The sequence below is a fragment of the Tsuneonella litorea genome, from assembly GCF_025154015.1.
GTDB classification, from domain to species: domain Bacteria; phylum Pseudomonadota; class Alphaproteobacteria; order Sphingomonadales; family Sphingomonadaceae; genus Tsuneonella; species Tsuneonella litorea.
Genome location: NZ_JAOAMV010000003.1, coordinates 285,433 through 297,720, shown reverse-complemented (window position 1 = coordinate 297,720; position 12,288 = coordinate 285,433). Strand labels below are relative to the sequence as shown.

Here is a 12,288-nt window from a genome sequence, read left to right as displayed (position 1 = left end):
TAACGATGAGAAAGACGCTAGTAACGACGGCTGCGGTAGCCATTGCGGTGATCGCAGCGCCGGGCCAGGCGCAGGATGGTTCGCTGTCCGGACTGGACCTGGGCTCGCTGCGAGCCGAAATCCAGCAACGCTACGACGCGGCGCTGGCACTTTCGAGCGACCCGGCGATCGTGTCGGCGAACAATCCCCGGTTCGTCTGGGCGAATGAGGCAAAGGCGCAGTGCGGCATCGCGCTGGGCTTTCTGAAATCATCTACGCGCGATGAAACGAGCATCGGGAAATGTGAGCTTGCAGCCCGGATGATGAACCGGGTGCCGGCTCCGATGGCGCCCGTTCCGCCTCCGGTCGTGGCGGGGCCGCCAGCCGAGATCTGCAATCAGAGAATTCCGGGGATCGTCTTCTTCGAATTCGATTCCGCAACTCCGCCAGCCGACGCGACGCAGACCATCGAGTTTGTCTCGAAGAATGCTGCGGCGTGCCGCTGGACCGCGTTCGAGGTCGTCGGGCACACCGACCGGGCCGGCAGCAATGCCTACAACATGGGCCTGTCCCAGCGCCGCGCCCAGGCCGTCGCATCGCTGATGGCATCGATGGGGGTGCCGCAATCCGCGATCACGACCGCGGCGCGCGGCGAGGAAGAGCCGCGAGTCCCGACCGAAGACGGGGTTCGCAATCCGCAAAACCGCCGCGTTGAAATCGGTGTCCGGTAACAGTTCGAGGGGTTACTATGCGCAATCTTACACTATCGATCGCCACCGCGATCCTGCTGGCGTCGGCTGCCCCCGCGGCATTGGCGCAGGAAGCCGGCGGCCCGACCACGCTTCAGGAGGCCGTCGCCGTGGCGATGCAGGCCAACCCGGAGATTATCCAGGCCCAGATGAACACCGAGGCGATCCAGTTCGAGCGCAAGCAGGCGCAGGGGCTGTATGCGCCGCGAGTGGATTTGGAGGCGTCTGCCGGCGTTCGCCGGCTCGAGAACGCGACCCGTCGCAACCTCGGCATCGCCAATCAGGAGCTCTACCCGCTCGAGGTCGGCGGGGTCGTCGACTGGACGCTGATCGACTTCGGCCGGCGGCGGGGCGAACTGCTGCGGCAGGCTGCCCGCGTCGACGGCGCGTCGCTGCGCGTGGTTGAGCGGTCCGAATTCGTCGCACTGCAGATCGCGCGGCAGTACTTCGACGTGCTGCTGCAGCAACGCGTCGCGGCGGCTTCGGCAGATAACGTCACGTTCCACCAGATGCTCGTGGGAGATCTCGGCAAGGGGGTCGAACAAGGTTCGATCAGCATCGCCGATCGGCAGCAGGCCGAAGAACGGCTGCAGGCCGCGCTCGTCCGCCAGATCGAGGCGCAGCAGGACCTGCAGGACGCGATGATCAATCTCCAGCGCCTGACCGGGCTCGACATCACGCAGGTCGCGCTGCCGCCCAACCTCGCCGCGGCGCTGCCGGCCACGCTGGACCAGGCGGTTGGCCTTGCGCGAACCCGTCACCCGAAGGTCCGCGAGGCGATGGCCGACGTCGATGCGGCGACCGCGATGGTCAAGTCGGCCGAAGGCGATCTCTATCCCACGATCGGGGTCGAACTGCGCGGCCGGTATGGCGATGACATCGACGGTTTCCGCGGTGAGACCAACGACTTGCAGGCGCGCGCGGTGATGCGCTGGAACATATTCGACGGCGGCATCAACCGGGCCAAGGTCCAGGAAATGGTCCGCCGGGCGAGCCAGAGCCGGTATCGCCTGCACGAGATGCAGCGCGATGCCGAAGCCGACGTGCGCACCGCCTGGACGACGATGAATTCGCAGTCAGACATCGTGAACAAGGTCGAGCGGCAGAGCCAGGTCAGCGACGACCTGCTGCTGTCCTATCGCAGCCAGTTCAACGTCGGACGCCGCTCGCTACTCGACGTGCTGGACGCGCAGAATACCCGCTACAACACGCAGGTGCGGCTCGAAACCTCGCGGTTCTCGCAGTTGTTCGCGCAATACCAGACGCTTGCCGCCACCAACACGCTGCTCGACGCGCTCCAGATCGCTCCGGGCGCGGGGGCGGGCATGGATGAGCGTACCCGGTTCGACTTCGGCCCGCCGGCGCCCGCAGAAGTGCAGCGCCGCGTCTATCCGAACTAGGGGCGGGACCGGTCGCACGGACACAGGAATGATGATCGAAGGCGAATCGATCGAGGGCGCCACCGCCGACCCGCTGGTCGAGTGCGTGCTCGAACTCGCGCGGAGGCTCGGGCCGCCGCTCGACGTCACGCGGCTCGACTACCTGCCGCGTGACGCGGCGGGGCGTCTTCCCGGGCACCAGGCCGATGCGGCGCTGGAGATCGCCGACCTCGCGTTCGAACCGCACTTGCGCCGACGCCTGCCCGCGCTTGCTTCGGAATACCCGGCGCTGGTCGAGTTCGCGCCCGGCGAGTTCGCGGTCGCGCTCGACGTGCGCGAAGGCGATGTCCTTCTCTGGCGTCCCTACACGGGTGAAGCCTGGGAGCGTCGTGCCGACCTCAAGTCGGTGCCGATCACCCGCTTCATCTCGGTCTACGGCGACCCCGACAAGCAGCGCGAGGACGAGGCTCCATGGCACGCCAAGGGCCGCGGCCACTGGTTCTGGGGCGAATTGCGCAAGGAGTTCCCCTCCTTCACCCCCGTCTTCGTCGCCTCGGCGGTGATCAACCTGCTCGCGGTGGCGCTGCCGCTGTTCTCGATGAACGTCTACGACCGGGTCATTCCCAATCGGGCGCAATCGACGCTGTGGGTCCTGGCGCTCGGCGTCGCGATCGCGTTCGGTCTGGAGTTCATGCTGCGACGCGCACGGACCGAGGTGATCGACGAAGTGTCGCGGCGGCTCGACCTCAAGCTGTCGCAGAAGATCTTTTCCCGCCTGCTCGCCGCCCCGCTCGACAGCCGCAAGGGGCATACCGGCGCGCTCGCCGCGCGGGTGTCAGAATACGCGACCGTGCGCGATTTCTTCGCATCGACCACGATCGTGCTGATCGTGGACGTGTTCTTCCTGTTCGTATTCGTCGGGGTGATCGCGATCATCGCCGGATGGCTGGCGCTGGTGCCGCTGGTGATCATCGTCGCGATGGCGATCGCTGGCTGGAGGCTGCAGAAGCGCGTCGTCGACGCCGCGCAGGACGCCCAGGCCGACGTCGGTCTGCAGCAGACGCTGCTGGTCGAATCGCTGACCGGCATGGAAACCCTCAAGAGCCTAGGGGGCGAGGGCGGTATGATCGGACGCTGGCGGCGACTTGCCGAGGTCGGCGTTCATTCGCAGCAGCGCCTCAAGCACATCAATACGCTGGCGATCAGCCTTGCCCAGACCTTCCAGCAGGTTTCGACCGTCTCGCTGGTGATCGGCGGGTATTACCTGTTCGCGGCGGGCAAGATCACGATGGGCGCGATCATTGCGGTGGTCATGCTCGCGTCGCGCTCGCTCGCCCCGGCGGGCCAGATCGCCTTCCTGCTGACCCGCGGCCGGCAGGCCCAGGAAACGCTCGACAGCATCGAGCGGCTGTTCGAGGGCGACGACGAGCGCCGCCGAACGGGAACGCTCACCCTGGGGCGGATCGAACGGCCCACCATCCAGCTCGAGAACCTGTCGTTCCGCTATCCCGAAACCGAGCGGTCGGCGCTCGACGGGCTGAACATCACGATCGAGCCGGGGGAGAAGATCGCGGTGGTGGGCCGGGTCGCGTCGGGCAAGTCGACGCTGGGACGGGTGCTCTGCGGCCTCTACGCGCCGACCGACGGAGCGATGCTGGTCGACGGGGTGGACAGCCGCCAGTACCGCCCGCAGCAGCTGCGCGAGGCGTTCCGCTTCGTCGGGCAGGACGGGGCGCTGTTCACCGGCTCGGTCAAGGACAACCTCTCGCTGGGGCGCCGCGACGTGAGCGACGAGCAGCTCGTCGCCGCATTGCGATCGACCGGCGCGGACCAGTTCCTGTCGCGCGATGCGGGCGGGTTCGACCGGGCGGTGGGCGAAAATGGGCGCCGCCTGTCGGGCGGCCAGCGATCGTTCCTGTCGCTCGCGCGCGCGCTCGTGACGCCGTGCGAACTGCTGTTCCTCGACGAGCCCACCGGGGCGATGGACGCGCAGACCGAGCAACTTTTCGTCGAGCGTCTGTCCCAATCCATGACGGACGGGCAGACCCTGGTCATTTCGACCCACCGTCCGGCGCTTTTCGCGGTCTGCCAGCGCCTGATCGTACTCGACAACGGGCGCGTGGTTGCCGACGGTCCGATAGAGGACGTGATCGCCCGCTCGGGCGTTGCAGGGAAGCCGGCATGAACGCGCAGACCATCGATGCGGCCCTCGAGCCGGATGAAGGCAGGGCGCAGCGCCGTATCGGCGCGCGTGTCGTCCTGGCGCTTCTGGCGGTCACCGGCGCGCTGGGTGCGTCGTCCTTCGTGCCGCCGGAGCGGGCGGCGAGCGCCGCCGTCCCCGTCAGCGACACGGTCCGCCGGCAGATCGCGACGATGTCGACCGGCACCGACCAGGCGACCGTCGTCACCGGGGTTAGTGCGATCGAGCGAAACGCGCTCATCCCCACGAGCGACTTGCCGGTGGGGCGGTTGCCGGCCTTTACCGAGATCGGCACGAGCTCGACCGCCTATGCGAATGCGCTCAAGTGCATGACGCAGGCGATCTACTACGAGGCGGCGAACGAGCCGGAAACGGGCAAGCGCGCCGTGGCCCAGGTCGTGATCAACCGGCTGCGGCACCCGGCCTATCCCAATTCGGTGTGCGGGGTCGTCTACGAAGGCGCGAACGCGCCGGTGTGCCAGTTCAGCTTCACCTGCGACGGGTCGCTGCTGCGCGCGCCCATGGCCCGGCAGTGGGGGGAATCGCGGCGTGTGGCCGCCGCTGCGCTTGCCGGACAGGTTGAACCCGAGGTCGGGACCGCGACGAATTACCACGCCGATTACGTCGTGCCGCGCTGGGCGTTCACCCTTGGCAAGCTGACCAAGATCGGCCGCCATATTTTCTACCGTCTGCCGGGCAGGGTTGGCAGCGCGGGTGCGTTCGGCGACCACTGGGCCGGCATCGAGCGGATCCCTGCGCTCGACTTTGGCCGGCTTCGGGCCGCGCTGGACGCGCGCGTCGACGGCATCGAGGCGGAGCCGGAGATGGCGTTCGTGCCGGGGCTGACGGTCGTTCCCGACGCGAAGGACCGCCACGCGCCGATCGACGTCGGCGGCCGGCTGGACACGACGACGGCGTGGCGCATGTCGATCCCCGACCCGTCGGAACTCAGCAATTCCTACAAGAGCACGATCACCAATCAGGCGAACGCGCCGCACGCCGCCGGGGTGGGCGTGGCCGAGAGCGTCCCGGCGAAGGAACCGGCTGCGTGACACTGCGCGAACGGTATGCAAACTGGGATGCGAGCAGGCGGCTGATCTTCATTTCCGCGGTGGGACTGCTGCTGGTCGTCGCATGGGCCGCGTTCGCGCAGGTCGACCAGGTGACCCGCGGCATGGGCAAGGTCATCCCGTCGAGCAAGGCGCAGCTCGTCCAGCCGGCCGCGCCCGCCGTGATCGAGGAAATCCTCGTGCGCGGCGGCCAGTCGGTGAAGAAGGGGCAACTGCTCGTTCGCCTCGACGACGCACAGTCGGAATCCGAACTCGGCCAGCTCAAGGCCGAGACCGAGCGGCTCGCGATCCGCGCCGACCGCCTGCAGGGCGAGGCCGGCGGCGGCGCGCTCGGGTGCGAAGGGGCGGATTGCGCGGAGGAACGCCAGCTCCAGCAGGCCCGCATCGCCACCCAGCGGTCGCGCCAGAACGCGCTGGCCGCGGCAGTCGAACAGCGCCGCCGCGACCTCAGCGAGGCGCAGGCGACCGCGGCGTCGCTGCAGGACAGCGTCCGGCTGGCGCGCGAGCAGGTCGACATGCTCACTCCGCTCGCCGCCAAGGGCATCGTTCCGCAGACGGAGCTGCTGCAGGCGCAGCGCGACCTGGTCGACACGCAGGGACGGCTCTCTGCGGCGCGCCAGGCGGCTGCCCGCGCCGCCGCCGGGATCAGCCAGGCGCAGGCCGACCTCAACGCGGCGCGGCTCGACTTTCGCCAGCAGGCGCTCAACGAACGCAGCGAGTTGCAGACCCGGATCGCGGTCAACGAGCAGACAATACGGGGTGCGGCCGCCCGGCAGGAGCGCAATGAACTGCGCGCGCCGAGCGACGGGATCGTCAACGACGTGCAGATCACCACAGTCGGCGGGTTCGTCAACGCCGGCGAAAAGATCATGCAGGTCATTCCGGTGGGCGACAAGCTGCTCGTCGAGGCCCGCATTGCGCCCAGCGACATCGCCTTCATAAAGGTCGGCGACACCGCCAACGTGAAGGTCACGGCCTACGATTTCTCGATCTTCGGGGGTCTGCGGGGCAAGGTGCAGCAGGTTTCGGCCGACAGCATCTTCGACGAGGCGGAGCGGCAGGCCTATTACACGGTACTGATCGAAACCGACCGGTCCTACATCACCAAGGGGGGGCAGCGGCTGCCGATCGTGCCGGGCATGATCTGCGACGTCGAGATCATCACCGGCCGCCGCAGCATTCTGACCTACCTGCTGAAACCGATCGAGAAAGCCTTCGACACCGCGCTGACCGAGCGGTGATCCGCCGCGTGCGGCACGTCAGACCCCGTGCAGCCAGCGGCCCTCGTCGCCGAAGCTCAGGATCGCGCGGTAATCGTGCTGCGGGGCCGCATCGAGCACCTCGTCGGTCGCGTTGTCGAGCAATCGATACCCGGCTTCGGTGCGCACGATCAGCACCGCGTGGTCCGCATTGCGCACGAGGTCGCGTGCGATCGTGAGGATCATCGCGTCGCGCGGCACGCCGGCGGCGGCGAGCAGTTGCATCTTCGTCAGCGCGATGTCCTCGCAATCGCCCTTGCCGGACTTGAGGGTCTTGCGCGCACCGGCCCAGTAATCTGCGACCCCGAACTGCTCGCGATCCTCGGTATAGGCGATGCGGTGGTTCACCCAGCGATTGACCGCCGCGAGCGAATCGGACGTGCTCGCCGGAAGGGCGCCCAGGGTGCGCTTGAGCTGTCCGGCCGAAATCGTCTCGCCGCGCACCCGCTTCCAGTCCCTGTCGAAATTGGTGCGGCCGATCCGGACCCGCTTGCTGGCGAGGAAATCGTCCGGACCGACGGGCGCGGTCGCTTGCGGCGCCCCCAGTCCCGGAAGCGGCGAGGCGCGGCTGGCGACGAGCCCCGCGCAGGCTGGCGAGAGCGGGGCCGAGGCGTCGATCCCGGGGGTCAGTGCGGGCAGGTCTATCGTGGCATCGGCCAGCAGGGTGGCCGGGGCTGCAGGCCCCGGGGCGAGGACCGCTTGCTGCGCCCGGATCGCGTCGAGCGCACTCGGAGCCCCGCCAAGCAGCGCCGCCGTCTTGGTGAGCGCGGGCGGCGGTGCCAGGGCAGGGGCAAGCGGTTGCGCGCTGATCGGGCACCCCGACAGGCCGTCGACAAATGCCGGCAGCATGATCGCGGGAATCGCGGCCTGGGCCGGTGCCGCGAGACTGCCGAGGGCAAGCGCCGACAGCCCGGCGACGACCCGGCGGCTGGATGGCAGGCGGAGGTTCTGGCCCTTTCGCATGCCACCCCGGATAATGGGCGGGCGTAAGGGTCCGGTCTCGAAACGGGGTTAACGACGATGTTACGAACGGGGGCGCTGGAGCGGTGGTACGCGCCCTGACGGGACGAAAGCCCGCTCGGTTAGCGACGGTTCCATGGCCGCACCCCTAATGGCGCGGGCTGCGCCTCAGCCCCAGAATCCACTCTCGGCGGGATGCAGAAATCCGCCTCTCTCGGCGACCCCGCCCGGCCGGTCCTGAGCCAGCCAGAGCGGCCCGTCGAGGTCGGCCCAGTCGGCGGTCTGGGCAATGAAGAACGCAGGGGCGATGCCGAGCGAGGAGCAGACCATGCAGCCGCTCATCAGCTTCAGCCCGCGGTTGCGCGCGTCCCTCGCGAGTTCCAGCGCCTCGGTTAGCCCGCCGGTCTTGTCGAGCTTGACGTTGATCGCCTGGTAGCGCGCGGCCACCCGGTCGAGGTCGTCCGCGGTGTGCACCGATTCGTCGGCACAGATCGGCACCGACCCGCGGAAACCGGCCAGCCAGTCGTCGTCCTCCGCCCGGCACGGCTGCTCGAGTACGGCAACCCGGCATTCGGTCAGTACCGGCATCGCGGCGCGGACGAGCGGCTCGTCCCAGCTTTCGTTGGGATCGACGATCATTGTAGCCTCCGGCGCCGCTCCGCGAACCGCGCGGATCATCGCCAGTGGATCGCTCGCATCGACTTTCACCTTGATGAGCGGGACGGCGGAGATGGCCGCCGCGGCGCGGGCCATATCCTCGGGCGTATCGATTCCCACGGTCAACGCCGTGGTCACCGGGGCGGGCGAAGGGGCGCCGATCATGGCGGCGACGCTTCTGCCGGTCGTCTTCGCTTCGAGATCCCAGAGCGCGCAATCGATGGCGTTGCGCGCGGCGCCCGCCCGCATCGCCGTCAGCAGCTGCGTTCGGGTCGCACCTGCCTCGACCAGGTCACGCGCGGCCGCGATCTCTGCCAGCGCGCTTTCCGCGCTCTCTCCATACCGGGGGTAAGGCACGCCTTCGCCGCGCCCGGTTGCGTCGCCTTGCGCGATCTCGACCGTCACCACCTCGGCCTCGAGCCTGGTCCCGCGGGAAATGCGGAAGGGCCGCTTCAGCGCGAAGCGGTCGGCGCGGGCGCGGAGCGTTCGTGGCACAGCAGATCGTCGACGATGGCCTCCACGCCGAAGCGGTGAGGGTCGCTGCAGGGCAGGCCGAGCAGTTGTTCGGCCTCGCGGCAAAGCCGAAGGGCTTCGTTTTCGGCAAAGCGCGATGTGTTGAGGCACACGCCGGCTGCGCGAACCCGCGGGCTCGTCAGCCGTGCGACCTGAAGGTTCGCGGCAAGGCATTCGGCGAGGCCGGGCAGCCGCCGCTCGGGCAGGCCGCGCACCGCAGCCCGCGACGGGTCGTGGCACAGCACCAGGGCCTCTGGCTGGGCGCCGTGAAGCAGACCCGTCGACACGCCGGCGAACGAGGGATGGAACAGCGAACCCTGTCCCTCGATCACGTCCCAGCCGTCGTCGTCGCGAGCGGGGGCGAGTTGCTCGATTGCGCCCGAGATGAAATCCGCGACGACCGCGTCTACCGGCACGCCGCTGCCGGCGATGAGAATACCGGTCTGGCCGGTGGCGCGAAACTCCGCCCGGGCCCCGCGCGCGCGCAAACCCGCGACCAGGGCGAGAGAGGCATACATCTTGCCCACGGAACAGTCGGTGCCGACGGTCAGCAACCGGCGCCCGGCGCGGGGGCGGCCGGTGCCGACCGGCAGGTCAGCCGGGGGATCGCGGACGTCGAACAGGGCAAGACCCTTGTCGCCTGCGAGCGCCACGAGCGCCGGGACGTGATTGAGCCGCTGATGGAGGCCAGAGGCGACGTTCATGCCCGCCTCGAGCGCCGCGCGCGCGTCGGCGATGAGCGCCGGTTCCATGATCCCGCCCGGATTGGCGATGCCGAGCACCAGCGTCCGCGCGCCGGCAGCGGCGCCTTCCGCCATGGTCAAGCGGGGCAGGCCGACCGTCAGCGGACAACCGTCGTGGCGGTATTCCCCGACGCAATCGTCCCCGCGAAACACCGCCAAACCGCGCGAGGTCTTGATGCTCGCGGGATCGGTCGTGTCGCCGAGATACAGCAGGTATGGTCCCGGGATCGTCATTGTCCCCACCTTACGCCCGGAGGTCCGGATTGCGGCATACGGCTTGAATGGCCGGCAATAACGCCGGGTTATGGGCGGTCCGAGCTTTCCTCGATCCGTATTGCGAGCGCACGGAGGAAATCGATCCCGTGTGCCATCGGCGGCCGGTCCTGTGGCGCAGGTTCATCGCGAACGTCGATGCGGTACAGCGGGCCCGTCGCCGGGGCGCCGCCGCGGATCGCGAGGCTGTGTCCGGGGGAGCGCCAACCTATCCCTGGGCCGTCACCAGCAGCGCCAGCGCGGTGCGATTCCCGATCCCGAGCTTGGTGTAGATGGTGTTGAGGTATACCTTCACGGTTCCTTCGGTCACCGCCATCCTTTCGGCGATCTCGCGATTGCGAAGGCCCTTGGCGACCAGCCCGGCAAGTTCGCGTTCGCGCGGGGTCAGCCCCGTGAGCGAATCCCTGGGGGACCGCAGCGACGCCGAAAGCGCGCGTTCGGTCAGTTCGCGGTCGATGTATCGCTGGCCGGCGCTCACCTGGCCGATGCACTCGATCAGCCGATCCTCGGCACCGTCCTTGAAGAGGATGCCACAGACCCCGTACCGTAGGGCGTCGAGAAGCTGCTCGTCCATGATGTCTGCGGTGAGCAGCACGACCCGCACCGGGCTTGCGCTCTCGTGCAGGGCGCGCAGGACATCGATGCCGCTGGCCTGGGGCATTCGGATATCGAGGATGGCGATGTCCGGCGCGTGCTCGCCGATCGCCGCGAGCGCGGCCTCTCCATCGGCGGCGGAAATGACGTCGGGATATCCCCCCAGCGCAAGCACGCTCGAGACACCGGAACGGATCAGCGGGTGGTCGTCAGCAATCAGGATCTTCATCTCACGATCTTCCTAGCGGCAAGTCGACGCGGATGCGAGCCGGAGTTCCGCTTTGCACCGCGAACCGCCCACCGAGGCGCTCCGCCCGTTCGCGGATCGTCCGGGGCTGGGCCTTTTCCTCGTCTTCTCCGAACGGGGTCCCGTCGTTGGCGATCGCCAGCGTCAGATGGCCGTCGGCGGCGGTGGCCTCGATCTCGATGCAGGTCGCGCCGCCGTGCCGCACCGCGTTCGACACGGCTTCGCGCACGATCTGGCGGCATTCGAACGCGAGCGGCGCGCCGATGATCGATTTTCCCCTGTCCGCCAGGCGAATCTCGACCCCCCAGCGCCCCCGGCATTCCTCCACCGCGCTGGCCAGCTCTTCGGCAAGGTCGGTCTTCCGGGTGTCGGATGGACCCGACCGCAGGCGGTCGATCACCCCCCGGATATGGGTCTGCTCTTCGCGCAGGGTCGCCTTGAGGTCGGCGGCCAGCCGTCGGGATTCTTGCGCGTCCTCGGGGATCGTGAGGCGCAGCGCCTCGATCCCGAAAGTAGCCCCGGCGAGGGCCTGGGCGACGCTGTCATGGACGTCCCGGGCGAGCGCTTCGCGCGTCTGCACTATCGCCCGGTTGCGTTCGAATTCAGCCAGGGTGCGTTCCTCGATGAGCGACACCACCTCGCGGGCGATTTCGTGAAAGCGGGAAAGATCGTCGACGGCCAGGTCGTCGATGTCGCCGGCGATCAGCTGACCGCGCGATCCCTGCCCCGATCGCAGCGCGGCGCAAAGACCTTCGTCGACGTCGGCGAGAGCCATGAGACCGTCATCAGGCGGCGGATTGCCAACCGAGATGCGGCCATCGTCGGACTGCAGCGCCAGGCACCGGCCGCGCGAAAGCTCGAACAGCTGGACGAGCGGTTGATCTTGCCTCGGAAATTCGACCAGGCGATGGGTCTCGCGCAGCCCCTCGCGCAGGATCACGGCAGTGGCCGGTTCCTCGTTCGGTTCCCAGACGATCGCGACGGTACGCGCGCCGAGCAGGCGGGCGACATAGCGAGCCGCCGCTTCCAGCCGGTCGAACCTCACGAGATCGCCGGAGGGCGGTTCCCGGCGGCCCGAGCGAGACTGCATCCCGAACAGGATGAGCGCCACCGCGATGACGCCCATGTAGCTCAACCGGCGCAGGAACACCTGGATGTCGATGTCCTGTCCCTGGATCTGCAAGGCTATCCCGGCAAGCAGGTATGCAGTGGCGGTGACGACCGCCGACAGCGCGGTGATCCGCCAGTTCCAGCGCAGCGCAGCAGCATACATCAGGAAGAAGAAGAAGGCGGTGAACGGGCTGTTGAAATTGATCGCCGGGTTCTCGGTGAACCAGACCGACAGCGAAAACACCGTCACGTCGAGCGCGAACGCGGGGCCGGACAGGCGAAAATCGTGCCACCAGCTGATCCACGCGATGCGCAGCAGGATGGCAGAGGTCAGGACGTATCCGATCAGCAGCGCGTAGCCGAGCGGGACGTACCGGGTAGGCTGGCTCGGGTCTGCGGCGAGCGCGACAAGAAAGACTGCAGCGAGAACGAACCTGAGCGCCGCGATGACGCGGGCGATACGGTTCCGGAACGAATTCGCCAGCACTGATCGGCGCCCCCCCAAACAGGTTCTCTCATATCGTCTTGACCGGAAAATGCACAATCGTTCGTGAT

At 68.3% G+C, this 12,288-nt stretch carries 10 protein-coding genes; 5 read left to right on the top strand and 5 right to left on the bottom strand.

The window, feature by feature from the left end; all coding sequences use genetic code 11:
- The first annotated feature begins 5 nt into the window (after positions 1 to 5).
- Genes N0B51_RS08000 through N0B51_RS07980 form a run of 5 tightly spaced genes read left to right on the top strand, consistent with a single transcriptional unit; the run spans position 6 to position 6,618 of the window.
- A complete protein-coding gene (locus N0B51_RS08000) occupies positions 6 to 710 on the top strand; it encodes an OmpA family protein (RefSeq protein WP_259961781.1) in 705 nt (234 codons plus the stop codon).
- 17 nt (positions 711 to 727) lie between these two features.
- A complete protein-coding gene (locus tag N0B51_RS07995; RefSeq protein WP_259961780.1) occupies positions 728 to 2,128 on the top strand; it encodes a TolC family protein in 1,401 nt (466 codons plus the stop codon).
- Between the two features lie 28 nt (positions 2,129 to 2,156).
- Positions 2,157 to 4,292, top strand: coding sequence for an ATP-binding cassette domain-containing protein (locus tag N0B51_RS07990; RefSeq protein WP_259961779.1), 2,136 nt, complete (start codon positions 2,157 to 2,159; stop codon positions 4,290 to 4,292).
- Positions 4,289 to 5,359, top strand: a complete 1,071-nt coding sequence (locus N0B51_RS07985; protein ID WP_259961778.1) for a cell wall hydrolase — start codon at positions 4,289 to 4,291, stop codon at positions 5,357 to 5,359. The genes N0B51_RS07990 and N0B51_RS07985 overlap by 4 nt, the downstream gene beginning before the upstream one ends.
- Positions 5,356 to 6,618: an HlyD family type I secretion periplasmic adaptor subunit gene (locus N0B51_RS07980; protein ID WP_259961777.1), complete on the top strand. Its 1,263-nt coding sequence runs from the start codon at positions 5,356 to 5,358 to the stop codon at positions 6,616 to 6,618. Before N0B51_RS07985 ends, N0B51_RS07980 begins: the two co-directional genes overlap by 4 nt.
- Positions 6,619 to 6,636: 18 nt before the next feature.
- Here the strand turns inward: N0B51_RS07980 and N0B51_RS07975 are convergent, their stop codons facing one another.
- The 5 genes from N0B51_RS07975 to N0B51_RS07955 form a co-directional block, all read right to left on the bottom strand.
- Positions 6,637 to 7,599, bottom strand: coding sequence for a transglutaminase-like cysteine peptidase (locus tag N0B51_RS07975; protein WP_259961776.1), 963 nt, complete (start codon positions 7,597 to 7,599; stop codon positions 6,637 to 6,639).
- 165 nt (positions 7,600 to 7,764) lie between these two features.
- A complete protein-coding gene (dgcA, locus tag N0B51_RS07970) occupies positions 7,765 to 8,748 on the bottom strand; it encodes an N-acetyl-D-Glu racemase DgcA (RefSeq protein ID WP_259961775.1) in 984 nt (327 codons plus the stop codon).
- On the bottom strand, positions 8,706 to 9,743 hold the full coding sequence (gene dgcN / locus N0B51_RS07965; protein WP_259961774.1) for an N-acetyltransferase DgcN: 1,038 nt from the start codon (positions 9,741 to 9,743) through the stop codon (positions 8,706 to 8,708). Before dgcN ends, dgcA begins: the two co-directional genes overlap by 43 nt.
- A 247-nt stretch (positions 9,744 to 9,990) precedes the next feature.
- Positions 9,991 to 10,605 carry a response regulator gene (locus tag N0B51_RS07960; RefSeq protein WP_259961773.1) on the bottom strand — a complete coding sequence of 205 codons (615 nt, stop codon included), beginning with the start codon at positions 10,603 to 10,605 and terminating at the stop codon, positions 9,991 to 9,993.
- A 1-nt stretch (position 10,606) separates the two neighbouring features.
- Positions 10,607 to 12,220 carry a sensor histidine kinase gene (locus N0B51_RS07955; RefSeq protein ID WP_259961772.1) on the bottom strand — a complete coding sequence of 538 codons (1,614 nt, stop codon included), beginning with the start codon at positions 12,218 to 12,220 and terminating at the stop codon, positions 10,607 to 10,609.
- Positions 12,221 to 12,288: the final 68 nt, after the last annotated feature.